The organism is Aquibacillus kalidii (assembly GCF_014280935.1).
Classification (GTDB): domain Bacteria; phylum Bacillota; class Bacilli; order Bacillales; family Amphibacillaceae; genus Aquibacillus_D; species Aquibacillus_D kalidii.
Map to the genome: position 1 here is coordinate 1 of NZ_JACLZI010000022.1, position 26,173 is coordinate 26,173.

19 protein-coding genes, 1 rRNA gene and 1 other annotated feature are annotated in these 26,173 nt (G+C 35.8%); of the genes, 5 read left to right on the forward strand and 15 right to left on the reverse strand.

Going from position 1 to position 26,173, the window contains the following annotated elements; all coding sequences use genetic code 11:
* Positions 1–73, reverse strand: a 16S ribosomal RNA gene (locus H7K77_RS03710); the annotation flags it as partial.
* 711 nt (positions 74–784) lie between these two features.
* On the opposite strand from H7K77_RS03710, the gene H7K77_RS03715 reads away from it, so the two are divergent.
* Complete coding sequence (locus tag H7K77_RS03715; RefSeq protein ID WP_186576374.1) at positions 785–1,237, forward strand: restriction endonuclease; 453 nt, start codon at positions 785–787, stop codon at positions 1,235–1,237.
* Positions 1,238–1,338: 101 nt separating this feature from the next.
* On the opposite strand, the gene H7K77_RS03720 is transcribed toward H7K77_RS03715, so the two are convergent.
* The 9 genes from H7K77_RS03720 to H7K77_RS03760 all read right to left on the reverse strand — a co-directional run bounded on the left by H7K77_RS03720 (position 1,339) and on the right by H7K77_RS03760 (position 12,578).
* The gene (locus H7K77_RS03720; protein WP_186576375.1) at positions 1,339–2,337 is read right to left on the reverse strand and encodes an ABC transporter ATP-binding protein; all 999 of its coding nucleotides are present in this window, start codon (positions 2,335–2,337) and stop codon (positions 1,339–1,341) included.
* A complete protein-coding gene (locus tag H7K77_RS03725; RefSeq protein ID WP_186576376.1) occupies positions 2,334–3,329 on the reverse strand; it encodes an ABC transporter ATP-binding protein in 996 nt (331 codons plus the stop codon). Before H7K77_RS03725 ends, H7K77_RS03720 begins: the two co-directional genes overlap by 4 nt.
* Positions 3,304–4,257: an ABC transporter permease gene (locus H7K77_RS03730; protein WP_186576377.1), complete on the reverse strand. Its 954-nt coding sequence runs from the start codon at positions 4,255–4,257 to the stop codon at positions 3,304–3,306. The genes H7K77_RS03725 and H7K77_RS03730 overlap by 26 nt, the downstream gene beginning before the upstream one ends.
* Complete coding sequence (locus H7K77_RS03735) at positions 4,257–5,243, reverse strand: ABC transporter permease (RefSeq protein ID WP_186576378.1); 987 nt, start codon at positions 5,241–5,243, stop codon at positions 4,257–4,259. Before H7K77_RS03735 ends, H7K77_RS03730 begins: the two co-directional genes overlap by 1 nt.
* Before the next feature lie 65 nt (positions 5,244–5,308).
* Positions 5,309–7,015, reverse strand: a complete 1,707-nt coding sequence (locus tag H7K77_RS03740) for an ABC transporter substrate-binding protein (protein ID WP_186576379.1) — start codon at positions 7,013–7,015, stop codon at positions 5,309–5,311.
* Positions 7,016–7,190: 175 nt separating this feature from the next.
* The gene (locus H7K77_RS03745; RefSeq protein ID WP_186576380.1) at positions 7,191–8,216 is read right to left on the reverse strand and encodes a LacI family DNA-binding transcriptional regulator; all 1,026 of its coding nucleotides are present in this window, start codon (positions 8,214–8,216) and stop codon (positions 7,191–7,193) included.
* Between the two features lie 359 nt (positions 8,217–8,575).
* Positions 8,576–9,451: an N-carbamoylputrescine amidase gene (gene aguB, locus H7K77_RS03750; RefSeq protein ID WP_186576381.1), complete on the reverse strand. Its 876-nt coding sequence runs from the start codon at positions 9,449–9,451 to the stop codon at positions 8,576–8,578.
* 38 nt (positions 9,452–9,489) lie between these two features.
* On the reverse strand, positions 9,490–10,515 hold the full coding sequence (locus H7K77_RS03755; RefSeq protein WP_186576382.1) for an agmatine deiminase family protein: 1,026 nt from the start codon (positions 10,513–10,515) through the stop codon (positions 9,490–9,492).
* 146 nt (positions 10,516–10,661) lie between these two features.
* Positions 10,662–12,578, reverse strand: a complete 1,917-nt coding sequence (locus H7K77_RS03760; protein WP_186576383.1) for an LTA synthase family protein — start codon at positions 12,576–12,578, stop codon at positions 10,662–10,664.
* A gap of 328 nt (positions 12,579–12,906) precedes the next feature.
* Here H7K77_RS03760 and H7K77_RS03765 point away from each other — a divergent pair, with 328 nt between their 5' ends.
* From H7K77_RS03765 to H7K77_RS03775, 3 genes are all read left to right on the forward strand, one after another.
* Positions 12,907–14,463: an ABC-F family ATP-binding cassette domain-containing protein gene (locus H7K77_RS03765; RefSeq protein WP_186576384.1), complete on the forward strand. Its 1,557-nt coding sequence runs from the start codon at positions 12,907–12,909 to the stop codon at positions 14,461–14,463.
* Between the two features lie 343 nt (positions 14,464–14,806).
* On the forward strand, positions 14,807–15,199 hold the full coding sequence (locus tag H7K77_RS03770; protein WP_186576385.1) for an SLAP domain-containing protein: 393 nt from the start codon (positions 14,807–14,809) through the stop codon (positions 15,197–15,199).
* Positions 15,200–15,416: 217 nt separating this feature from the next.
* A complete protein-coding gene (locus tag H7K77_RS03775) occupies positions 15,417–15,929 on the forward strand; it encodes a DUF3231 family protein (RefSeq protein WP_186576386.1) in 513 nt (170 codons plus the stop codon).
* Positions 15,930–16,040: 111 nt separating this feature from the next.
* Here H7K77_RS03775 and H7K77_RS03780 read toward each other — a convergent pair whose 3' ends face one another.
* On the reverse strand, positions 16,041–16,406 hold the full coding sequence (locus H7K77_RS03780) for a hypothetical protein (protein ID WP_186576387.1): 366 nt from the start codon (positions 16,404–16,406) through the stop codon (positions 16,041–16,043).
* A 473-nt stretch (positions 16,407–16,879) separates the two neighbouring features.
* Here H7K77_RS03780 and H7K77_RS03785 point away from each other — a divergent pair, with 473 nt between their 5' ends.
* The gene (locus H7K77_RS03785) at positions 16,880–17,326 is read left to right on the forward strand and encodes a hypothetical protein (RefSeq protein ID WP_186576388.1); all 447 of its coding nucleotides are present in this window, start codon (positions 16,880–16,882) and stop codon (positions 17,324–17,326) included.
* A gap of 55 nt (positions 17,327–17,381) precedes the next feature.
* Here H7K77_RS03785 and H7K77_RS03790 read toward each other — a convergent pair whose 3' ends face one another.
* The 4 genes from H7K77_RS03790 to thrS form a co-directional block, all read right to left on the reverse strand.
* Positions 17,382–18,548, reverse strand: a complete 1,167-nt coding sequence (locus H7K77_RS03790) for a TraB/GumN family protein (RefSeq protein WP_186576389.1) — start codon at positions 18,546–18,548, stop codon at positions 17,382–17,384.
* Between the two features lie 145 nt (positions 18,549–18,693).
* Entirely contained in the window at positions 18,694–21,855 is a 3,162-nt protein-coding gene (locus tag H7K77_RS03795; protein WP_235988824.1) for a DEAD/DEAH box helicase, read from the reverse strand.
* A 249-nt stretch (positions 21,856–22,104) separates the two neighbouring features.
* Complete coding sequence (locus H7K77_RS03800) at positions 22,105–23,682, reverse strand: esterase/lipase family protein (protein ID WP_186576391.1); 1,578 nt, start codon at positions 23,680–23,682, stop codon at positions 22,105–22,107.
* A gap of 182 nt (positions 23,683–23,864) precedes the next feature.
* Positions 23,865–25,793: a threonine--tRNA ligase gene (gene thrS, locus H7K77_RS03805; RefSeq protein ID WP_186576392.1), complete on the reverse strand. Its 1,929-nt coding sequence runs from the start codon at positions 25,791–25,793 to the stop codon at positions 23,865–23,867.
* A gap of 49 nt (positions 25,794–25,842) precedes the next feature.
* Positions 25,843–26,070: a binding site (T-box leader), on the reverse strand.
* Between the last annotated feature and the right edge of the window lie 103 nt (positions 26,071–26,173).

The following is a 26,173-nucleotide window of genomic DNA, read 5'->3' on the forward strand; positions in this document are numbered from 1 at the left end:
TCCCGCGCTCGACTTGCATGTATTAGGCACGCCGCCAGCGTTCGTCCTGAGCCAAGATCAAACTCTCCATAAAGTGTTTGCTTGCTCTAAAACTTAACTAGCTTGTTTCTTGCTTGACATACTGATTGTTTTGTTCAGTTTTCAAAGATCAATCGTTATCGTCCTACTAGAAGCAATAACTTTTACATTATATCAAGTTATTTTGATGAAGTCAATAACTTTTTTAATATCAATGTCGCGTTTTTAAAGCGACTAAATTAATATAACACATTATCAATCTGAAAATCAACAACTTTATTAGATTGTTTTAAATAATGTTCCCCTTTCGATAAGGGAAACTAAATATACCATGACTATCAACTAAGAGCAATAGAATATTTCACTCCAATATTTCCCATTATTATTAGAGGTACCTCTCACTCCCGCTTTAAAAAAAGAGCACCTTGGTCAGTCCCTTCTAACTTATACATTTTAATTCCTCAAGTATATTATTATCTTTTTATGGAAACTAATTTATTAGAATCAAAACAAACAATATTGGGCGGTGTTCGTTATCTTTAAATTTTATATTAAACAACTTAGAAATTTAAATTCCTATAGATATTGGCCTTATATGGACAAAGCTAAATTTCTAGCAATAACCAACATCCTAGTCTTTTCTATTGGACTACTTCTACCAACAACTAAAAGTGTCCAATATATATATGTATTGTTTTATCTATTTTCAATATCATATTTCACCTATATATCAATCAAAGAATTTATAAATAAAGGACTCACTAAATTGACACACAACATAAAAAAGAAAAATTCTAAAGATAATTATCTGATCGATTCAATAGACCAAATGAGTGATAGGGAATTTAGAGAATTACTATTCCACCTTTTCAAACATCAAGGCTACAATGTGAGTTCTATAAAGTTAACAGATAAGGCAGATCGATATTTACTGTTAAGAAAAGGAGTAGACGAAACTATTGTAAATGCAACCATCAGTCATTCAAAATTAGTTGGCACTCGCTCCATAGATAAGATCGTTAACACAGTACACAATTATAAAGGCTGCCACCAGTGGATTATTACCAATGGATATTTTACAAAACAATCGGTAACAAAGGCCAATAAGAATGAAGTGATGTTATTTAACCGTGACGATCTTATTAATATGTTAGATCAATACAACTTACCCCCAAGCTCAAATACATATAATGAAGGAAAAAAAAGAAAAGGAAAATAATACAGCCTTTGCAATAGTAATAAGTATTAACAAAACATCGCCCTCAGTGAAAAATACTCGTTTCAAAGAGTCTGAAACGAGTATCGTTTTTCTTACCAATTTTAAAATGTTAAAGCTTGACTCCCATAGTGATGACAGGCTACTACATGACCATCTTCAACTTCTTCTAAAGCCGGCACCTTCTCTTTACATAGATCTGTCACTAATGGACATCGATGAACAAATGGGCATCCTTGCCTTCCTTCAGTCAAATCTGGTGGTTCATTGGTCATATTCGTTAAATCTATCTGGGATTCACTTCCAGGTGTAGCTGCCAACAATAACTTAGTATAGGGATTTAACGGATTTTTAATTAGCTCCTTTGACTCAGCTATTTCCATTACCCTCCCACCATATAACACCATTATTCGGTCACCAAAATAGCGTGCAGATGCCAAATCATGAGTAATATATAAATAGGATAGTCCAAAATCATCTTTCAAGTCATTCATCAGTTGTAGAATTCCAGCTCGTATAGAAACATCCAACATAGAAGTGGGTTCATCCGCCACAATAAATTGTGGATTGACGGCTAATGCCCGAGCGATAGCAAGACGTTGGCGTTGCCCACCTGATAACTCATGTGGATATTTTTTTCGAATTTCATTTACAGGTGTTAACCCAACCTGAACAAGTAAATCTGTAATTTTTTGGTCAAGCGCTTCCCCTTTGTAACCTTGATGTTTTTTTAGTGGGAATTTCACATGACTTTCAATTGTTTTAACAGGATTTAATGACCCAAATGGATCCTGGAATATCATTTGAGCAGTCTGTCTATACTCATTTAACGCCTTACCTTTATATTCATCAATGGCTTTGCCTTCGACTATAATTTTACCGTCAGTAGGTGTTAACAAGCGCACTAGAGCTCTCCCAATAGTTGTTTTTCCACTTCCCGATTCACCGACAAGAGCAAGTACTTCTCCTTTTTTTATTTCTAAACTAACCCTATCAACCGGTGTAATAAATTTCTTTTCACCTTTCCCACGTACTGGGAACTTAATAACCAAATCTTCCACTTGCACTAATGTTGAGGATTCCTTAACGATTGCTTCACTCATGATTCCAACACCTCTTTTCGTACCGCATCATAAAGATGGCACTCTACATCTCTGTTATCAATTTGGTGGACGACAGGTCTCTCCGTCTTACATCGTTCTGTCGCAAATTGGCATCTCGGATGATAAGCACACCCACTAGGTAAATCCACTAAATTTGGCGGATTACCCGGTATCCCGGTAATAGTAACTTCTTCTGCTGTTAAATGTGGAATGGCGTTAATCAATCCTTCTGTATATGGGTGATGCTGATCAGTGTGGCTTAGAGATTTACTATCCGTTACCTCAATAAACCTGCCAGCATACATAATAGCAACTTTTGATGCCAATTCAGAAACTAAGCTAAAATCATGACTAATAAATAAGATAGCAAATTTTTTCACTTTTTGAATTTGCTTTATTTTATCAAGAATTGAACGTTGAACGACTACATCCAATGCAGTAGTTGGTTCATCCATAATAACTAATTTAGGGTCAAGTGCAATTGCTATAGCAATGACTACTCTTTGTCTCATTCCACCAGAAAGTTCGTGTGGGTAACTATTTAAATGGGTCGGGTCAATACTTACAATCTCCATTAATTCCCTAGCTCTTGCCCTTGCCTCTTTCTTAGACATATTCTTGTAATGACTACGATAAACATCTAAAATCTGGGCTTCTATCGTTAAAACCGGATTCAAAGCATTCATCGCACTTTGAAATACCATCGACATTTGACTCCAACGGAATTTTCTTAATTCATTTTTATTCATACTGTGAACTTCTTTTCCCATTACTTTAATTGTTCCATTTGTTAGCACAGCATTATTTTTTAACAGGTGCATAATAGCATTTCCAAGTGTCGATTTCCCAGACCCAGATTCTCCTATTAATCCAACAATAGTGTTTTCATAGATTTTAAGTGAGACATCATTAACAGCTTGAACCATCCCAGCAGTTGAATCATACCCAACTGAAACATTTTCTAGCTCAAGCACGGGCTGTTTTTCTTCCATGTTTTTTCCTCCTTTTCTGCCCCTTCAGACGAGGATTCGTTATCTGGTCAACCGCAAAGTTCATGAGTACTAAACTAAGACCAACTAATCCAATTCCTAGACCTGGAGGAATAAACCACCACCAAGCACCTCTAATTAAAGCTGCATTATTACTTGCCCAATAAAGCATCGTACCCCAACTTATTGAATTGATATCTTGGAAACCAAGGAAAGCTAATCCGGCTTCCGCTAGAATTGCCCCTAAAGTTGCAAACATGATATTTCCAGCAATAATAGACATCATATTAGGACAAATCTGAGTTAACATGATCCTAAAGGACGACATTCCAGACATCCTTGCAGCTGAAATAAAATCTCGATTAGCAAGTGTCATTGTTTGGGAACGAAAAACTCGAGCACCCCAAGCCCAACCGGTCAAAGCGATGATTAACCCCGTTACAAATGGTGTAGAAGCAGTCATGTACGCTTGGATAACAATTAATAAGGCTAAACCTGGCATTACAAGGAATAGATTTGTAACGAAACTTAAGATCGAATCAGTCAAACCTCCACGATACCCACCAACAACACCAAAAATTAATCCAATAATGGTAGACAGGATACCTGCTCCAAACCCGACAATCATTGTATTTCTTGCACTAAATATAAATTGCGAGTAAATATCTTGTCCTGTATTTGTAGTACCAAACCAGTGGTCAGCTGTTGGCGACAAATTTGGCAGATAAATGGCTGCACTTGGTTCATAAGGCGCAATTAAGGGCGCAAAAATGGCTATAAAAAGAAAAATCAAAAAGATAGTGAATCCCGTTGCCGACTTTGCATTAGTAAAAAAGGGTTTAAATGCACCTAGAAATATCGTAAAGTTATTTCGTCTTGGAGTAGGAGCTTCCATATTATGTTGAGATGAAGTTTGTAATTCTGTTTTCATTAGTTACTCCCTCCTGTACGAATCCTTGGATCCAAACGACTATATAATAAATCAACAATTAAGTTTGCAACAAGAACAGCCACAGCAATTAATAGAAATGAAGATTGAATCATAGGAAAATCTTGTGATTGTACTGCACTTGTTAATTGATTCCCTATTCCAGGATAAGAAAATACTTGTTCCGTTAATATAGCTCCACTTACAACGTTTCCAATTGCTATCGCAAAGCTTGTTAGTTGTGGTAAAATCGCGTTCCTTGCAGCATAAGTGAACATAAGGCGTGATGTTTTTACACCCTTTGCCTCTGCGAAGGTAACGTAGTCCTCACCGAGTGTATAAATCATATTGTTACGCATCCCAACAATCCATCCACTTAAACCACCGAGTATTAAGGTAATTGCTGGTAAGAAAGCATGATTTAAAATACTCAAAATGTATTCACTAGTAAATCCAGGTGTAATTGCCGGATCATAGCCATGGGCCATCGGAAACCAATCCAGTTTAAAACCAAAAATAAAGACACATAATAGCGCAACCCAAAAGTATGGTAATGCTTGAAAAGCCATAGATACTACCGGTAGTGTATTATCTAAAAATCCTTTTCTTTTCCATGAAATATAAACACCTAGTGCTGTACCAACAAACACTGAAATTAAGGTAGAAATACCTACGAGACCAATTGTCCATGGCACACTCGCTTGAATCATATCGCTTACAGGCGTAGGGTATTGCATAAATGACAATCCCCAATTAAATGTTACTAGACCATGGAGATAGTCTACATATTGCTGCCATAAACTTGTATCCCCAATACCATATGATTTTTTCATCGCTTCTAATGCAGTTGTAGTCAACTGTCCTTGAAACTTTGCGAACATGGCATCTGCCGGACTTCCTGGCATCATACGGGGTAATATAAAGTTTATGGTGATTGCAGCCCATAGTGATAGGATAAAAAAACCGATGCGATTCATTACGTAGCGCATTGTTTCCCCCCCAGTCGTTAATATAGTGTAGGGAAAAGGCCTAAGCCCTTCCCCATTGGCTTTCGTTAGTTAGCAGGTTCTAATTTTGAAATCGTTATTGCAGGTGCAGGCCAGTTAAATGGAGCTGGGTTTACATAAGGATCCTCTTCCGTTGGCCATCCCACAAAGTTAGCTGTTCTATATTCATACCATACTGGTCCATTAACTAAAGGAATGGTTGGTAAATGATCTACCATTACATTTTGAAGGTAATGAACAGCTTCCATCTGCTTTTCTTTATCTGTAGTACCTTGGTATGTTTGTAATGCTTCGTCTGTTTTAGGATCATTCCATTGTTGTAAGTTCCATGAACCATTGCTGTTTAACATATCTTGGTATTGACGATACGGATCAGGACCAGCATTTGTCCATGAAATTGCCAAGTCATATTCGCCACCTTGTACATTAGTTGAATAAGTAGCATATTCTGGCATTTCTACTTTTACTTCAATCCCAATACTAGTTAAAGATTGCGAAATCAGCTGAGCCATTGTCGCCCAATCTGTCCAACCTGATACAGTTTGTAGGGTGAATGATAGTTTCTCTCCATCTGGTGATACGAAAATACCATCATCACCTTTTTTATAACCAGCATCTTCTAGTGTTTGAACTGCTTTATCTAAGTTAAATTCGTATTCTAATTGATCTTCTGGGATACTAGGATCAATCCACTCTTCATCCCTCGGTAGAATTAAAGCAGTTGTACTTGGAAGTGGATCATAACCTGAAGCAGCTTGGTCTGATAATTTTTGACGATCAATTGCAAGACTGATTGCCTTACGGACAGTTACATCACTTAGTATTGAATTCTCTAAATTAGGATAAAGTGTAACGTTGTTGCTCGCCGGGAACCAGAACTTGTTGTTATCAGGATCCTGTGCTACATATACATTCTCTGCATCTGGAATAAAGATTCCTGCCCAATCAATTTCACCTTTAGATAACGCTAACTGCTCACTGTCGTTACCACTAAATGCTGGGAACTGAAGCTCTTCTACGACATAGTCGTCAGCATTATAGTGATCCGAATTTTTTACCATTTTATATAGTTGAGGTGTAAATGATTCTAATAAATATGGACCTGTTCCTACAGGCTCTGTTACTTTTGCTTTAGAAGGATCTCCAAGATCTTTCCAAATGTGTTCAGGTACAATTAACGATCCTAATACATAGCTTTGGAACGGTACATTTGCTGTATCAAAATGGAAAGCAACAGAATAGTCATCTTGTTTTTCAATGGATGTTACTTGAGCCCAAATACCAGTTGTGTCCGCAGCTGGATACTCTTTAAGCAAGTTAAACGTAAAAATAACGTCATCGGCATTAAAAGCTTCTCCATCAGACCATGTTGCATCTTCTCGAAGTTTTGCAACCAAAGTCTTGTTTTCGTTAGTCCATTCAAACTCAGTTGCTAGCATTGGATACTCTTCACCACTTACGTTATCAAAGTAATAAAGTGATTGATAAATCAATCCGTTGGTTCCACCCATTGCTGTTGTAGAGAATGGGTTAAAGTTTTCTTGCCATTGCCCTGCAGGCGAAAGACCTATAACTAATGGTTTAACTGTTTTGTTTTTATCACCAGACACTGAACTACCGTTGTCACCGTCAGTTTCTTCCGATTTCTCTGAATCAGTCTCCCCCGAAGAACCCTTATCAGAACATCCTGTCAGAACTAGAGCAAAAGCAAAGATAGCCATTACCAAAATTAATAATTGTTTTTTGAAATTCATTTCTATTTCCCCCTCTTTTTAGGAAAACGGTTTCCAAAATAAGTAATAGATGATAAAGACTAAAGATGTACGGTGTCACCGCTTTCATTAATTGCAAACATAAGTTACAGACCGACCTTTCAATGATTGCCCTATCACCCCCCTCAAGTTAGAAATATTCACCTTAGTTAAGCGCTTACATTAAAACACTTAGTTTAGAAACGGTATTTCTTATAACCAACTCTGTTTCAATCGTAAAAGGGCTAGCACCATAATTTGAATCGGTCATAAGCTTTAGTAACTCTCTTGCAGCAGTCTCTCCCATGATTTCTTTTTTCTGGCGAATAGTTGTTAAGCTTGGATTAACGTAAGATAAAAGGCTTATATCATCGAAACCGATTACGGAAATATCCTCACCAATCTTTAGCCCCTTTTCCTTAATGGCTCTCATCGCACCGATTGCCATCATATCACCAGCACAGAAAATCGCAGTCGGATGTGATGCATCTTGTAGTAATTTGATTGTTGATATGTATCCACCTTGTTCGGAAAAGTTACTTAACTCTATCCAATTATGTTTAACTTGAAGCCCATGTTTCTCCATCCCCTTCTTGAAGCCAACTAATCTATCATGACCGGGTTTGGTAGAAAATATGTCAGAGATATAGGCAATGTCTTCATGCCCCATTTCAACTAAATAATCCACTGCACTCATTGCTCCACCAAAGTTGTCTGAACTCAAATAATTAGCACGTGGTCCGATTAAATCTAAATCAATTGACATACATGGAATATCACTATTGGCAATAGTATCAAGATTAGGGTCTGTTCTTGGGACACCTAATAAAAATAGGCCATCAACATTTCTATTTCTTGCACGAGCCTCAAATGTTTCTACTTGATTATCTGGGTGATTATTCGTAAAAAAAACCAAGTCATAGCCATGTTCCCCTATAACATCCTTAAAGCTTGCCAAGATATCTTGTAGAAATGGATGCCTAAATCCCGTATTCAAGTGATCTTCAAAAAAAACACCAACCGTTTTAGACTTCTTAGTCGCCAATCCTCTTGCTATAGAATTAGGATGATACCCTAGTTCTTCTGTTATCCTTTTAACCTTCTCTATTGTTCTTTTCCCTACATCAGACCGTCCATTTAGTACCTTAGAAACAGTGGCCGCAGAAACACCTGCCTTTTTTGCTATATCATATATAGTTGGCATCTTTCCTTCTCCTTCGAAAGCGGTTTCGTTAAATACATTATTAACTATATTATCCATTTTGTAAAGGCTTTCTTTTATATTTATTAAAAAAATTAACAGGTTATTAGTTTTGATAATTTCTTAATCCAACAAAAAACAAAAACGAAGAGGACTGGTTTGCGACCTACAAACTGGATTGAACCGTAGGAGATAAAGGCATCACGGTGAACGAAGTGATTTCGCAAGTTCAACTGAGGTCGAATTGATATCGTACGAAGGCGAGGAAGTTTCATTAGTTATTGGTGCTCTTGGAACGGGATGGGACTGATTTTATAATTTGCTAAACCACAAAAAAACAGCCATGTCGGCTGTTTTAAAAGTCATATCATATTTTTTCCATCATAGGAGGTAATCATTTTATATAAATCAGGACGACGGTCTCTGAAGATACCCCATTCAATCCTTTGCGTTTCTAATTCATCTAAATCAAATTCTTCCACTAACACTGATTCTTCTATACGTCCGGACTCTTTTAATTTATTTCCCTGAGGTCCAGCAATAAAGGACGATCCATAAAATGTTATCTTCGAGTCCTCATCCTCTTCCACACCAATTCGATTAGATGCAATAACAGGCATCAAGTTAGATGCAGCGTGTCCAAGCATACAAGTCTGCCAGTGATCCTTTGAATCGATGGAAGAATCCTGGGGTTCTGAACCAATTGCCGTTGGATAAAGAAGAATTTCTGCTCCCATTAAAGCCATGACGCGTGCAGCTTCAGGATACCATTGATCCCAACAAATCCCTACTCCAATTTTACCATATCGAGTGTTCCATACCTTGAATCCAGTGTCACCTGGATTGAAATAGAACTTCTCTTCATACCCCGGTCCATCTGGAATATGGCTTTTCCGGTACCTACCTAAAATTTCACCATCTGCATCAATAACAGCCAGAGAATTATATCGAGCATAATTCATTTTTTCATAAAAGCTTATTGGGAGAACTACTTTTAATTCTTTTGCTAAAGCTTTAAAGTGATTAATTGCTTTATTATTTTCTAATTCTGTTGCATAGATATAGTAATCAGCTTTTTCTTTTTGGCAAAAATATGGCGTCTCGAAAAGTTCCTGAAGTAAAATAATTTGAGCTCCCTGTTCTGCCGCTTCTCTAACCAAGTTATCCGCTTTTCTTATATTCTCATCTATATTAGTCGAGCAGCTCATCTGAGTAGCTGCAACTTTAACTTTTCTCACCATTAACCCCTCATCTTTCCTCCGAATATTTAATCTAGTTATCTGGATGGCATTTGTTGCGTTGTACAGTGAACATTGCCACCCTCTGAAATGATCGAATTGCCATCTACCGTATGCACACGTCTTTCTGGAAACAAGTCTTTGAGCTTCTCTAAAGCTAATTGATCTGTTCCAATTGCATTTCCTCCAAACACAGGTAATATAATACCCCCGTTAACAAAATAGAAATTTAAATAACTCAGTGTTAATCTAACCCCGTCTTTTTCTCGTCTTGGAGGTTGCTGTATCGGAATAATCTCAATCTTTCTACCTTTAGCATCCGTTTCATTAGATAAAATAGCTAGATTTTCTTTTGTTCTAAGATAATTTTCATCTTGCTCGTCATCACAGACTTGGATCATCACTTTTCCAGGACTAACAAAACAAGCAACATTGTCAACATGCCCGTCTGTTTCGTCCCCACTCAACCCTTGTTTCAACCAAATGACCTTACTCACATTTAGATATTGATGTAAATATTGTTCGACTATTTGTTTGGTTAAGTGAGGATTTCTATTTTTATTAAGTAAGCATTCTTCAGTAGTAATTAACGTTCCTTCTCCATCAACATGAAAGGATCCACCTTCCATGACAAAAGGTGCATCAAATTGCTGTATGCCTAGACTAGTTAGAATTTTAGTTGCAACTTTATTATCCAAATCCCAAGGAGAATATTTCTCTCCCCAAGCATTAAATTCCCAATTAATGCCTGCAAAATCCCCTTTATCATTTAAAATAAATGTAGGACCATTATCTCTCAACCATGCATCGTTATGATCAATAGGTAATATCTCAACATTATCTTTTGGTAATAAACGGTTAACGATTTCTATTTCGTTGGTATTTACCAATACAGATACATGCTCGAATTCTGATATAGCCTTAATAATATCGTAATAACCTTGTGTTACTTTTTCATAATCTTCCGGGTACACCATAGAGTCTTTCACTGGCCAGGAAATAAACGTTTTCTCATGTTTTTCCCATTCAGCTGGCATTTTATAGTTTAATTCAATAGGTTTCATGAACTTCTCTCTCTCTTTATCTATTATTTTCAAATGATTCTACCATAGAATACATGATAATTGTTACTGAACTTTGTAATTTCCCATAGAAGATTATCAAATTAACATAGTTAATTTAAAAAAACCCCCAAAATTAGGGGATTTTTTTACTCAGTATCTTTAACTGTATCACCATATTTATAGTCTGAAGGATCTACTGGTTCAAAATCAGCTAGATCATTAAAACGCAATAAATCTTTATTCATAACTTCATCCGATAATTTAAGAAGTTGAATTACTTCTGATTTAAGTTTATCTGTTTCTTCTGTAGATTCTAATTCTTCACCTGTTGCAGTGTCATAGACTGTATCTCCAACAATTGTATATTCAGGTGAAACTAAGTCTCCATTTCTGAACGCCACTGTTTGGTCATGTGTTTTGGAGAATAAGTCGGTTCCAAAGTTAATTAACTCTCTATTATCAATACCCTGTAAATGTAAAAGTGTTGGCATTACATCTATTTCTCCACCAAATGTGTGGTTCACGCCACCTTCAACGCCAGGAATGTGAAGCATTAAAGGAACACGCTGGTTTTGTGCATTTTGATACGGAGTAATCTCAGTGCCAAGTATTTCCTTCATGGCACGATTATGGTTCTCTGAAATACCATTATGGTCTCCATAGAGCATAATGACTGAATTCTCATATAACCCACTAGCTTTTAAATCGTTGACAAACTGCTCCACAGCTTCATCCAAATACCTTGCCGTTTGGAAATATCGGTCAACTGTAGTATCTCCGGTAGTAGCTTGGTCAATCGTTGCATCCTCTTGATCAAGATTAAAAGGATAGTGGTGTGTTAATGTCATCATATGTGCATAAAATGGTTGTTCTAATGATTCCAGCATTGGCATGGACTGTTCGAAAAATGGTTTATCTTTCAATCCAAGGTTAACAGAATTGGAATTATCATAATATGTTTCATCAAAGAAATGATTATATCCGATTTGCTTGTATATCTGATCTCGATTCCAAAACGTTTTATTGTCAGCATGGAATACCGCACTTGTATATCCAAGCTTTTGATCCAAAATAGCAGGTAACGACTGGAATGTATTTGTACCCTTCGTCATAAAAGCAGCACCTTCAGCTGTACCAAATAAACTGTTATCTAGTATTAGTTCTGCATCAGCTGTTTTACCTTGACCAGTTTGATGGAAAAAGTTATCAAAGTAGATCATGTCACCTTCACCATTAGCCAATTTATTAATAAATGGTGTTACTTCTTCACCATTTAACTTGTAGTCAATTAGAAATGTTTGAAAACTTTCCAAGTGGATCTTAATTATATTCTTCCCTTTAGCGATACCAAATAAATTTTCATTAGGTTTAGAATAATGTGATGAAGTATAGTTCGAAATCATCGATAAATCATCACTTGTAGCCTGAAGTTTTTCACTTTGGACTTGAACTGTTTGAATACCATCATAAATGGTGTAATTAAATGGTCCTAAATATTTAACAATATAGTTACGGTCAAACATTCTTTGTAATAAGTCAGGTCGATCGGCTTCTGCAAGCGATAAGTTTGCAAAAAATAAGAAAATACCTGAAACCACAACGATCGGCGCAACCCACTTTTTGATGCTGATTTTAGCCATAGACGGCTTCCAAATTACTACAGCAACCAAAATCAATAAATCTAGGAAATATAGAACATCATAGCCACTTAAAATGCCTAGAACGCCATCTTTCATTTCTCCTATGTTCCCGGATTGGCTTAGTGTTGCAACTGTAATAAAATCATCGAAGAATCGATAATATACAATGTTTGAATATAAAACGATTGTCATAATTGTATCAATAAGGATCATGGTGATAGCAGCTCGTCTTCCTTTTAGAAACAACGCTAATCCTAAAAACACGACTGCTGAACTAATTGGATTTATTAATAATAGAAATTGTTGCATCGGGCCTTCGACGCCCAAATTAAATTCAAATTGATAGGAAATGTATGTTTTTGCCCACAAAAAAACAACAGCTAACAGAAAAAAACTTAGCTCATTGATTCTCAATTTTTTCATATTAAACTAACCTTCTTTCATACTTTCTAATATTTTATATATTTTTAGTTTGCAAGGTTGTAAGATTCTAGACTATTGCAATACTATAGCAGATTGTTAAGCTATCGTAAAGTTTTTTATAAATGTTTATATTCAGTTAATTTTACAAATATGACACCCCCTTCAAATGTAACCGGAACCATCATTTGTATACCAGGAATAGGAAATTACAATTTAATTTCTAGTATATTTAAAGATGGCCTAAACAATAAATCCCACTATCGTTTTACGAGATTCACCATTATAATAGATGAGGTATGAACTTTTTATAGGAAAAGGTGTATTAATTATGAGTTTATTAACAGTAAATAATCTAAGTCATGGATTCGGAGATCGTGCAATTTTTGATGATGTGTCTTTTCGTTTATTACAAGGCGAACATATTGGACTAATTGGAGCAAATGGCGAAGGTAAGTCAACGTTTATGAATATAATTATTGGCAAGCTTGAGCCCGATGCTGGAAACATCTCATGGTCTAAACATACTAGAATTGGGTATTTGGATCAGCATGCGGAATTAAAACAAGGAATGACAATAAGGGATGTATTACGGACAGCATTTCAGTATCTCTATGATATGGAAGCAGAAATGAATACACTTTTTGCTAAGATGGGAGAAGCGAGTCCAGACGAGTTAGAACAACTTCTTGAAGACACAGGAAGAATGCAGGATTCCCTAACTAACAATGATTTTTATACCATTGATGCTAAGGTTGAGGAAATTGCCAATGGCCTAGGATTAGATGATTATGGTTTAGAACGAGATGTCCACGATTTGAGTGGTGGTCAACGTACAAAGGTGCTACTTGCTAAGCTACTCTTAGAAAAGCCTGACATTTTAATATTAGACGAACCAACAAACTATCTAGATGTGGAGCATATCGAATGGCTAAGAACTTACTTACTTAATTACGATCATGCTTTCATTTTAGTTTCACATGATATCCCCTTCTTAAATAGCGTGATTAACTTGATCTATCATATGGAAAATCAGCAACTTACTCGCTATCCAGGAGATTACAATGAATTTCAGCGTGTCTATGAAATGAAAAAACAACAACAAGTAGCAGCATATAAAAAACAACAAAAAGAAATTGCCAACCTGAAGGATTTTGTTGCAAGGAATAAAGCAAATGCAGCAACCAGTAAGATGGCAATGTCTCGTCAGAAAAAACTTGATAAAATGGACGTTATTGAATTAGATGCAGAAAAACCGAAGCCAGAGTTTCATTTTAAACAAGCTAGAACACCAGGCAGATATTTATTTGAAACGAAAGACCTTGTGATTGGATATGAAGAACCATTATCAAGAAAACTAAACTTGACCATGGAACGCGGACAAAAAATCGCTTTAGCTGGAGCTAACGGAATCGGAAAAACTACTCTATTAAGAAGCATACTTGGAGAAATAAAGGCTGTCTCCGGATCCGTCCAGTTGGGGGAGCATTTGCACATTGGTTATTTCGAACAAGAAATTAAGGTCGCAAATAATAACACATGTATTGAAGAGGTTTGGGAAGAATTTCGTCACTTCACTCAATATGAGGTTCGTGCTTCCCTTGCAAAATGTGGACTTACTACTAAACATATCGAAAGCCAAGTTAAGGTTTTAAGTGGAGGAGAAAAAGCAAAAGTTCGACTCTGTAAACTAATTAATAAAGAAACAAACTTACTTGTATTGGACGAACCAACTAACCACTTGGACCAAGATGCTAAAAATGAACTAAAACGCGCTTTAAAGGAATATAAAGGTAGTGTCCTATTAATCTCACACGAACCTGACTTTTATGAAGGTGTAGTTACCGATGTGTGGAATTGTGAAGACTGGACGACAAAAGTATTATAGAATTCCATACCAAACCCACTTTCTAACTTTTTGAAAGTGGGTTTGCATTTTCTCCTTATTGTAATAGCAATGAATAAGACCAACCAAATTAGATTTGAGTGTTATGTTTAAACTCAGTTACCCTTCATTAACCACTATCTATTATTATGTTAAATCATAATTAAATTATTAAGCTAATATACTCAATCACCGAACTAAGCTACCCCATCATAATAGAAGAATATTCTCATGAATAGAGAATAACAGACAGTTTGAATTGTTTCATATGTTATAGTAGGCTTACTATCTAGCTAACTAATTTGACCTCTATTATTAATTATAATTAGGAAATGAGGATTGTAACATGCAGAAGCTTCAGTTTGAAAACTCATGGGACAAAACGATATCCCAAGGTGACCGTGAAAAAATAGAAAAAGCTTTCGCCAGTACAAAATTAAATCAATTACATGATATTGAATTAGTCACATTATGGCATGCTACTAATCATAAGGGTGATTTACTAGCAACTGCCATCATTCATAATCAAACACAGCAATCAATTTCGTTTGAAAATTCTAGAATAGACTGTTTGGATCAAAACGGAGTTATAGCAGAACACAATTTTTCGCTGCCTAACCTTCATATTCCTGCTAATACAAGTCTTCCCTGGACATTTATTTTTCCAGCTAAAAGCCAAACGAGGAAAAACGTAAATCCAGGAGAAATAATTAAATTAAATATTCAATTAAACCAATAGTCCTTCACATCAAGATATCTTTAGGTTTTTGTTTAATTTTTAGCCACAGTGAATTTATTATCTACCGCGTAACTAAATTTGAATATTATTAAAACTTCTGCATTAATATGGAATAATCTATTCCCCCTATACAGATACTGTACAAGAGCATATCGGAATAAATATGTGCTTTTAGGAGAATCTCTATGGATTTCAAAAAACAGTAAGGGGTGTATTTATGGGTATCTTAAGTGGCAATCCGAAAGAAGAACCGATGCATTATGGTGAAGTATATTCAACGTGGTCATTTCTCATGGCTGCAAAAGCAGCAGTAGCTGGTTATCAGATACATCTAAACCATACTGGTGATAGTGATTTAAAAAAACTATTAGAAGAGGCAATAGAAATTTGTAAACAGCAAGGAGAGCAAGTTGAAACACTATTAAAGGAGAATGGTGTAGGCCTCCCCCCAACACCTCCAGAGCGTCCGAAAGCAAATATAGAAGATATTCCTGCAGGAGCTAGAATTATGGATCAAGAAGTGGCAGCTGCACTTTCTGTAGATATATCTGCTGGATTAGTTGCATGTAGTACAGTGATAGGTCAAGCTATTCGAGAAGACATCGCCATGATGTTCGGACAATTCCATGTACAAAAAGCAACACTAGGGGCAAAAGTACTTAGGTTAAATAAAAATAAAGGATGGATAATCCCACCTCCATTACATCATAGTAAAGTAGATGAATCTTAATACTAATCTCCATTTAATACAGGCCAAAACCTTAATTTAAAGGATGGTCTGTTTTTTTGTGTTAATTGTCCAATACAAAAAAAACCGCTTCAAGAAGCGGTTTTAAAATAACTATTTTAAGAATTCGATTACTTTATTTAAAACTTTTTTATCCTTAGCTGTAACCTTTTTAGGCTGATTCGGAGATACTGCACTTTTCCCCTCTTCCCCTACAGAAACAATTTGTAAATAAAATGGTTCTGACTCAAGATCTCCATTTAAGAATCCTTTTAAGATTTTCATTTTCTTTAACGAACCCTTCATCTCACCATCGTAATCCCAAACTATTTTGTTCTTATACTTTTTATCAATCCGCTCTTTTAATTGAAACGCTTCTGAAACTGCATCTTTCGGTGTGCTAAAGAAAGTATCACGACGGTTTAGTCCCTTTTTCTTAAATCCGTCACCTATTTTTGCTTGATATAATATTCCTGTCATTTTGGTCATCCTTCCTGTATTGGTGGTGTCACGCCCTACCGGTGAGTCAAAACACCAGAAGACCAAGGGCTTTTAGCCTATCATACAAGTATATCATATACAGTAAAATAATGCTAACTACTCTAACATTATCTTTATTATAAAGAAAAGGATTTAATGCATATAAATTAAATCGTAATAAAAAGAAAAAATTGAGGAATTTTATATAAGAATGGAGGGATAAAATGAGTAAGCAAATAAAAAACTGATCCAAAAGTAGCTCCTGGAGTTGATCCAGATGATTCTTTCGGTGATGATGCTACTTTAGATGACATTCAAAAAAGGAGATTGGATTACTGTAACAAAATTAAGCCTTGATGAAAATGATCCTAGCTAAAAATATGTAATTGTCCAAGCTTTAAACTTAATTTTGTATCTTTAAATTTCGTAAATGGTATAATACTCAGGAGAAATACATAATTATTGGAGGTACCATGCTTACATTTGAAGAAAAAATTACTATAATAGAATCTTTTTCCGAATTACAGCGTAAAGATGTATCACTAGGTCGTGTTAATTTTCAATATGCGGACAGTGTTTTAGAAAAGAAGAACGTTGTTTACCACTTACACCCTAATGGAAATGGATTTGTATATGCAGAATTGACGGAAGATGACTATGAAATCGATGATAAAGGAATGGTCAATATTAGAGATTTTACGGAGTCACAGCTTCGTAAAATTATAAAACAATCCATTGACTCACTTTCTGAACAAGAGCCTTTTGAAGAAGTCTGGATTAATGATGAAAATCATGAACTAACTATTATCAACGATTTCGATTCATGGAACGTGTATGCTGGAGAAATGTTAGATGCATCTTATGCAACTTATAATGGAGCAGTTGACTATCTCCATCAAGAGGGATTTAGGCGGAAATAAAAAAGTCTACCGATTATTTTAACAGGAAATAATCGGTAGACTTTTTATATGGATATTAAAAATTTTCTAAAAAAACGCGAATAACATCTGCCCCACCAATAAAAGTACCTATTGAGCTACCGATATTAGCCAATACCACGATTAATAGAATTCGCGTCACTTTATTATTCCAGAACCCTTTCACGTTATATACATCTTCTGCTAATGTTTCAAAGTCATTAACACTAGGTCTGCGAATAAAAGCTTGTGCAAGTCCAGCGAACCACCCCGCTGCGATTAGTGGATTCAGTGATGTAATTGGTGCAGCAATAAATGCAGTTAGAATTGCAAGTGGATGACCTAAGGCAACTAATGTACCGAGCGCTGAGAAAGATCCGTTCCAAATGACCCAGCTAATTGTTTGTTGTAAACCTGCTGAAGGATTAACAATAAATGTATAAGCAATGATAGCAATAATTAATATCGGAATTGACCATCCTATTATCTTAGGTAATTTGGATTTTGGTGGAACTTCCGACAGGCTAGCTAAATCCTGTTCATTATATATTTCCTTTTTAATTCCAGGAACATGAGCCGCTCCAAGAACAGCAATCACTTTGTCCCCGGGAGCTTCTTTTATTTTTTGTGCTAAGTATTGGTCACGTTCATCAATTAGTGGCTTTTTCAATCTAGGAAAATATTCAGTGAAGTCATTTAACATTGAATTTAACATATCTTGAGACTTCATTTTTTCCATCTCTTCTTCAGTGATGCTCTCATTACTAAAAATGCTAGCCATTAAGGAGGCCATCAATCTTGCTTTCCCCCAAAACCCTACTCCACTCCAAATCCTAGAAAAGGTAATCTGAATATTACGGTCTGCAAGAACCAATTCTGCACCGATTTCTTTAGCAGAATCAATACCCTGAATCATTTCTTGACCAGCATTTATACCAAATTGTTTAGCCATACGCCTTTGGAAGGAGGATATAACAAGGTTCATTAATAATAACGTTGCTTTTTTTTCTTTAATCACCTTAAAAATGTCCATTTCTTTCCAACGGTTACCTTCCATTATGGATTGATACCTTTGTGCATCTAGTTCTACACATACTGAATCTGGCTGTTCTAATTCAATTACTTCCTTTACTTGTTCTGCACTTTGCTTCGACACGTGTGCAGTTCCGATAAGGATGATTTCCTTACCATCTACGTTTAGTTTCGTAATATTTTCGTTTGACATAAACTACCTTCCTTTTAAGGATTCTAGCAATCGATAATCTCTTTAATAATGATAAACTTTCTACCAGCAAAAAGCTATGATGATATTTAAAATACTTACAAATTTAATAATCTTCTAAATAATTCTAGTTAAATGACTAGAATTATTATTCAGCATTTAATAACAGTATCTCACGTATATCCTCTTCCGTAAGGGAAGTGGCAATCTCACCATCCGAGTCAATTACCTCTTGGATTAAATGACGTTTTTTCTCCTGAAGTTCGGTCATCTTCTCTTCAATTGTTCCACGTGCTATCAATTTGATTACCTGTACGTTATTTTTCTGACCAATACGGTAGGCCCTATCAGCAGCTTGTTCCTCTACTGCCGGATTCCACCAGCTATCATAAAAGATCACCGTATCAGCCCCTGTTAAATTAAGTCCTGTTCCACCTGCTTTCATCGAAATAAGCATGTAGTTACGCTCTCCTTCGTTGAACTGATTACATATCTCTACTCGGTCTTCTGATGGAGTCTGGCCATCTAAATAAAAGAAGTCAAGTTCTAACTTTGCTAATTCACGTCCTATAATTTCTAACATTTTGGTAAATTGTGAAAAAATAAGCACTCTTCTATTGGAGAACTTTGCTTCCGTAATAATACGAAGTAATAGTTCAAACTTTGCTGATGAACCTTTATAGCCATCTACAAATAATCCAGGGTGGCAACAAATTTGCCGTAATCGCGTTAACCCCGCTAAAATTCTTATTTTATTTTTCCTGAAGGTATCCTTATCTAAATGCTTAAGCGTATCGTGACGTAATTTAGATAAGTAAGCGGCATATAACTTCTTTTGGTCTGAAAGTAACTCTACCGACTCTAAAGATTCTAGTTTCTCTGGCAGCTCACCTAATACATCCTTCTTCATTCTGCGAAGCATAAAAGGCTTACTTCTCCGGGAAATTTCCTTTCTAGATAGGGTACTATATTCTTTTAATCCTAGAAATAACTCAGGAAACACAACGTGAAAAATGGCCCATAGTTCTTCTATTGAGTTTTCAACAGGTGTACCTGTTAGTGCAAAATAATTATTAGCATTAACTCGTTTCACTGCTCTAAATGTTTGCGTAATAGGATTTTTAAAAGCTTGCGCTTCGTCGAAAATGGCCGTATGAAACTGCTGCTTATCATACCAATGGATGTCTTGTCTAAGTATTGGGTAAGATGTGATCAAAACGTCTAGATTAGTTGTTTCTTTTTGCAATCTAGTTCTAGTTTGTTTTGTTCCATCCATTACTATCGTTTCTATATCAGGTGCAAATTTCATCAGTTCACTTAGCCAGTTATACGTTACAGAAGAAGGACATACGACAAGGACAGGAAGTTTGTTTGCACGAATATTGGAAAGCTCCGACAAAATAAAGGTAATACTTTGTAGTGTTTTACCTAGTCCCATGTCATCAGCAAGAATACCTCCAAAACCGTAATTTGCCAGGGTCTTCATCCACCTATATCCTTGTATTTGATAATCTCTTAAAGTTGGCACTAATGTTTCTGGTAGCTTATAGTCCATGCTACTCGGGTTCTTAATTTCCTCCACAAAACTTTTAAAGGATTGCTCCGTTAAAAATGTATTACTAATTTCAACTGTATCTAATAGTTTAAGACTATGTTCCAATGGTAAGTTTAAGCCTGTTGCTAAGTCACCATACTCATCCGGGATGCCATGAAGAAAACGGTTGATTTCTTGAAATTCTTTTGTTTCCAAAGATAATAACGAACCATTCCTAAGTCGATAATATTTCCGCTTTTCTTCCATAGAGTACAGCAACTCTCTAATATCATCATCAGGAATTCCATCCATTTCAAATTTGAATTCAAGCCAATTGGTTCGTTCCCTTTTCACTTTTACTCTGATCTTAGGGAAGACATTATCTTTTACTACTCTATTTCGAATGGCTGTTGTCGTATATATATTCGTGAGCTTTTGTAATTTCGGTACAATGTAGGTTAAAAAGTCATATTCTAATTCATCATTATGAAGAAAATAGCCACTTTCTGTTTTAGTAAATAAACTTTCCTCCATTAGCTGGAGAATTTCCTCTTCCTTATTTCTATCTCTGACAATTAAGCGGTTTATACTAGACTCGTTTTCTTCTACAGGATTTATAACGAGATGACCATAATGAAATTCGAGTCCCGCCAACAGTCGATTACTGACCCGGTCCAAAAATAATTTAGCAATAAGAGGTGTTTTCTCTAATTTATTTTCAAGCTTATCCGAAAGCTGTACTTTCCCTAACCTTTTCAAACCCGGAACTACTTTATCAATAAAAAAGTCTATTTGATCAGACGGAATGGGAATCCGATTTGTCTTGGTTCCATTAAGCATCCGTTGTAGTTCTGCGAGACGTTTAAAATCATGTTGATCTAACCGTTGTATTTTCCCATCATACATCACGGTATGATAACTAGAAAATAACACCATTTGCTCAAGTCCAGTAATAATCAGATTATAGTGTTCAGACTCAAGAAAGGAAAAATGTAGTGGAAGGGATTGATCATCAGATAGTGTCAGTCCCACAAATGTTTTCCCCTCGTAATCAACAATCAAATTCGGGGCTTTTACGAGTAACGGTAGAAGTCTTTCCCATGAAGATGCAGGGATTGGCAGAAAGTCAGGTGGGATTATCTTGTCTTTCCCGTTACTATCATCACTCATAACCGCTATCAGTTGCTCGACTATTCCGTCTACTATCGGATTGAAACAGTGCTTATTTATATCAAATAGAAAACTTTCAGATAATTGACAGGTCGCCCCATCCTTAATTCGTTGTAAGAACACTCGTATATTTTGAATATAAACCGTTCCAATCCTCATCGAAATGGCCATTACTGTACCTTTATCTACAACATCAATCGGGGTACAAGTAAATAATGGGTCTAAGACTTGTCTATTTTCAAAATAGTTTTGGTGTTCTGTTCCCCTTGAAGGTGAATCCTGAAAAATAGACAATAGCTGATTTGATAGTTTTTCTTGCTTATATGTTTGATGTGGTAATAGAGCTTGGCGATTATAATCATGAAGAGCAAAAAGAACCGCTGCAATATGCTGGCAGTCCTTAGAAAAACTAGCCAAGGTAGGACAGCTACATGTCGTGATAATTTGTCCATTCGCTTTTTTCTCTATGGATACTTTAAAGTTTTCTTTGGCTTTAACCGTGGCTCCACAGTAGTCTTCTGTAACGTTTGTTAAAGTCACTTTATTCGCACGATAAAAAGCTTCCCCACTTTTATAGGAAACAGAACCACATTTTTCTTTTATCATTTTAGGATTTATTTTTATCTTCAAGTACCTTGCCACTCCTACGTTTATTGCTCTGGGATGTATTATCGTTTATGTAGCTAATTTTATCACATTTCTTTGAATATATGAGAGTTTTAGTAATTTACAAAAGGATGCGTTGCATAAAAACGCAACACATCCTTTTATCTCAATATCCTATTTACTAAGCATCAAAGCCCAACTACAAAAAATGAAAATTATTTTTAATTCTATTTTTTCATATAACACTTATTAGAAGTGGAGTGCGCCATTCTTATCAACATAAACTGACTTAATTATGGTACGATCAAATTTTTCTTTATCACTCTTACCCGTTACATTGATTGTTATGTTATAAACCCCCTCTCCTAGCTGAGGCAACTTATATGAAGCGGTTTTAGCGGTTTTAGCGGTTTTAGCGGTTTTAGCGGTTTTAGCGGTTTTAGCGGTTTTATTATTCAGTTTAATTTTACTTGTTTTTAATTTACCGTTCTTATAATGCTCTATCATGGTATCTGTTTTTAAATGTAAATCTTTCTGGACTGACTTGAGATTGACATCATTCTTTGTTGATAAATCTAACTGCAGTTGACTATTCAAGGGACTATCTATTGAGACATGTAATAAGTATCGAGTGGCATTATTTGAGTCAGAATCCAATATCCACTTACCAGCAATAGGTTTGGGAATTGTTATCGCGTGGTGATAGGAACCATTGAAATAAGAGGTGGAATCTGTTTTCACATGAAATTCTTTATACTTCTCATTATTTCTATTAGTCAGTATTAGATTTTCTGTTTTCGAATCACTAATCCAGTCTATTGTTATTTCATCCACACCTTCTTCTAAATAGAAACTATCTGAATATTCCCCTTTTATTTCTCCACCTCGAACAATGGTAGATGTAGCCTCATTGGTTGATACTTGCTGTTTATGTTTATAATTTTCCTTTGGATTTCTATTGTTACTAATAGAAGATGAGGCTGTTTTTGCATAACTACTTGTAGTTAAATAATCGTTAAACAAATCAAATGTGGAATTACCCTCTTTTATCGTAGAGTGATCCCACTCACCTATACCTAGTTCCGTTGCATAGGCTAACCTTGAACTATCTACAGTAACAGCCCCATCATTTGAACCATAGGAACTAAGATACAATCCTCCCCAGTATAAGGAGCTTCCGAAACTTCCTCTTTCGGTTCCTCCAAACGTATAGAAAGGAACATGTTTTACTGCTGATTGAGTATCGGTCATTGAACGGAAATATTCCATGTAACCTGTTTGCAACGAATAGGTTGCGTCATTTTTACTTCCAAGTATGCTAGTAAGCCATCCAGCCCAACTACTATATGCCAAGTCTGCTAATTGGGAACCATGATGTGGGGTTGATAATGTAATTACTTTTTCAACGTAAGCACTTGCCCCATAATGAACAATAGCAGATTGTGTATCAATACCACCTTTGCTATGAGCAACAACAACTATTTTTTCACCAAAATAGTTGTACATTTCTTGTATCTTATTAGCCAACAAGTCCCCATTTACCCACATATCTGAAGTTGGAAATAAATCTACAAATGCGGTTTCAAATCCATTTTGGTGAGCTGTATCATACATATCATTCTCATCCCACCAGGTTTTGGAAGAACTATTCAAACCGTGCACAAACAAAACAGGATGATTAGAAGGTGTCACAAATGATGGACTAGTTCCTAAATACCATTCGCCAGGTGTACCTGAAGGATCGTCTTTACCGAATGAACCTGCCTGCAATATTGTTGGTAACAATATGAGTAGCAAAATTCCTATAACAGCTATTTTCCTTTTCATTCTCTCACTCCTCGTATAACAAACTTGACTTTAGTAAAAGTATATAATTACAAAATAAAGATAGTACTGCTGTTTCTCAAAGAAATGTAAAAACTACGTAAACGGTTAGTAGTTATGTTTGTAATTTAGAAGATTTCGTTTTAACTAAAAACTCCCCTAACCATTGGTAGGGAAGTTAAGCATTAGTTGAGTTTAATTTTGCGTTCTTTTATTTGGAGTAAAATATTAGACTTGAAATCTTCTAAAATAAAGCTTTGACTTTTCTGTTCCCCATAGACCCTGACATTTACAGCTTCCTTCTCAATCTCTTGATCACCAAGAACAAGCATATAAGGAATTTTTTGCATTTGTGCCTCTCGTATCTTATAACCCAACTTTTCATTCCGATCATCTAGTTTAACTCTTATGCCTTCACGCATTAATTCTGCTTGAACTTTTAGGCAATAGTCTAAATGGACCTGTGACACTGGGATAATCGCTACCTGAGTAGGTGCCAACCATACTGGAAATGCTCCTGCAAAATGTTCTATTAAAATTCCAAAAAAACGGTCGATAGAACCAAATATTGCTCGGTGAATGACAACAGGCCTTACTTTCTCATTTTTTTCATTCACATAACTCAAATCAAATTTTTCAGGCATTTGGAAATCAAGCTGTATAGTTGCGCACTGGTGACTCCTCTTTAAAGCATCTTTGATGTGGAAGTCTATTTTAGGACCATAGAACGCACCATCCCCCTCATTAAGGTGATAAGCTACCCCTAATGATTCAAGAACGTTTGTTAGTGCATTTTCAGATACTTCCCATAGATTGTCATCCCCTAACGAATCTTCTGGCCTTGTTGAAAGTTCAACGGAATATTCGAATCCAAATGTCTGATATACTTTATCAATCAAATGAAATACTTGCTTTATTTCTGCCTCTATCTGATCCTTTCTGACGAAAATATGTGCGTCATCTTGACAGAAAGTCCGTACACGCAACATTCCATTAAGTGCTCCACTATATTCATGACGATGTACTTGACCAAATTCAGCCATTCTTATCGGGAGATCACGGTAAGAATACAGACTATTTTTAAAGATAAGCATATGACCAGGACAATTCATTGGTTTCATCGCAAAGCTTGTTTGGTCAACCTCGGAAAAATACATATTTTCATGATAATGATCCCAGTGTCCTGATTGCTCCCATAATCTTTGATTCATCATTAGTGGTGTTCTAACCTCTTCGTATTCAGATTGGTTTTGCAGCTCACGTGAAAAGTTTTCTAATTCATTCCTAATAATCTGTCCCTTTGGTAGGTAAAATGGCATTCCTGGTGCTTCCTCTGAAAACATAAATAGCTCTAAATGTTTTCCTAGCTTGCGGTGATCACGCTTGGAAGCTTCTTCTATGAAATGGAGATGTTCTACTAAATCCTTCTTCTTTTTAAAAGCAACTCCATATACACGTTGAAGCATTTCATTATCGCTATCCCCTCTCCAATACGCACCAGATACATGAGTTAGTTGAAAAGCTTTAATTAATCCTGTTCGCGGAAGATGTGGTCCTCTACAAAGGTCGACAAACTCTCCTTGCTGATATAAAGTCAACTTCTCACCTTTTGGAATATCTTTTAAAATTTCAAGTTTTAGTGACTCACCATTTTTTTGAAATAATTGCTTAGCATCCTCATAGGAAATTTCTATCCGCTCTATAGCTAGATCCTCCTTTATTATATTTTGCATTTCTTTCTCTATTTTTCTTAAGTCATCTGGTGTTAAATTGTTTTCTAGTCTCAAATCATAATAGAATCCATCCTGTATAATCGGTCCTATTGCTAATTGCGCTTTATTATTCAACCTTTTTACTGCTTGAGCAAGTACATGTGCTGTCGAATGACGTAAAACCTTTAACCCTTCCTCCGAATCTAATGTTAAAATAGCCAATTCTACATCCTCTTCCACTTGATAGTTTAAGTCAACTAATTCTCCATTTACTTTTCCTATAACTGCTTGTTTTCGTAAACTCAAACTAATGGATTCAGCTATATCTGCTACTGTTATTCCCTTGTCATAATCTTTAACAGAGCCATCTGGAAATGTAATAGTCACCTTTTTTTCATTCATTCTAAACACTCCTTAATTAAAATATAAAAAGCACACTCTTCCCTAACAACATAGGGACGAATGTGCTTTTATCCGTGGTTCCACCCAGCTTCCCAATAAACAAAATTTGCATTTATTGGCTTATGGTGCTGTATCGTAGCTTTACGGTATTGGATACTTGTTTTCCCCAATACTGCTCAAAAGGTGGTAAATTATTTCTCTTCACTAGGAAGTTCACAGCTACCCTCCCCTCTCTGTCAGCAGTCAAAATAATTCTTGTCCTTATCATCACATCGTTTATTAAATTTAAAAAACACACCCATCCCTATAAAAGGGACGAATGTGTTGTTATCCGTGGTTCCACCCAACTTCCCAATAAACAAATATAAGTTTACTGGCTT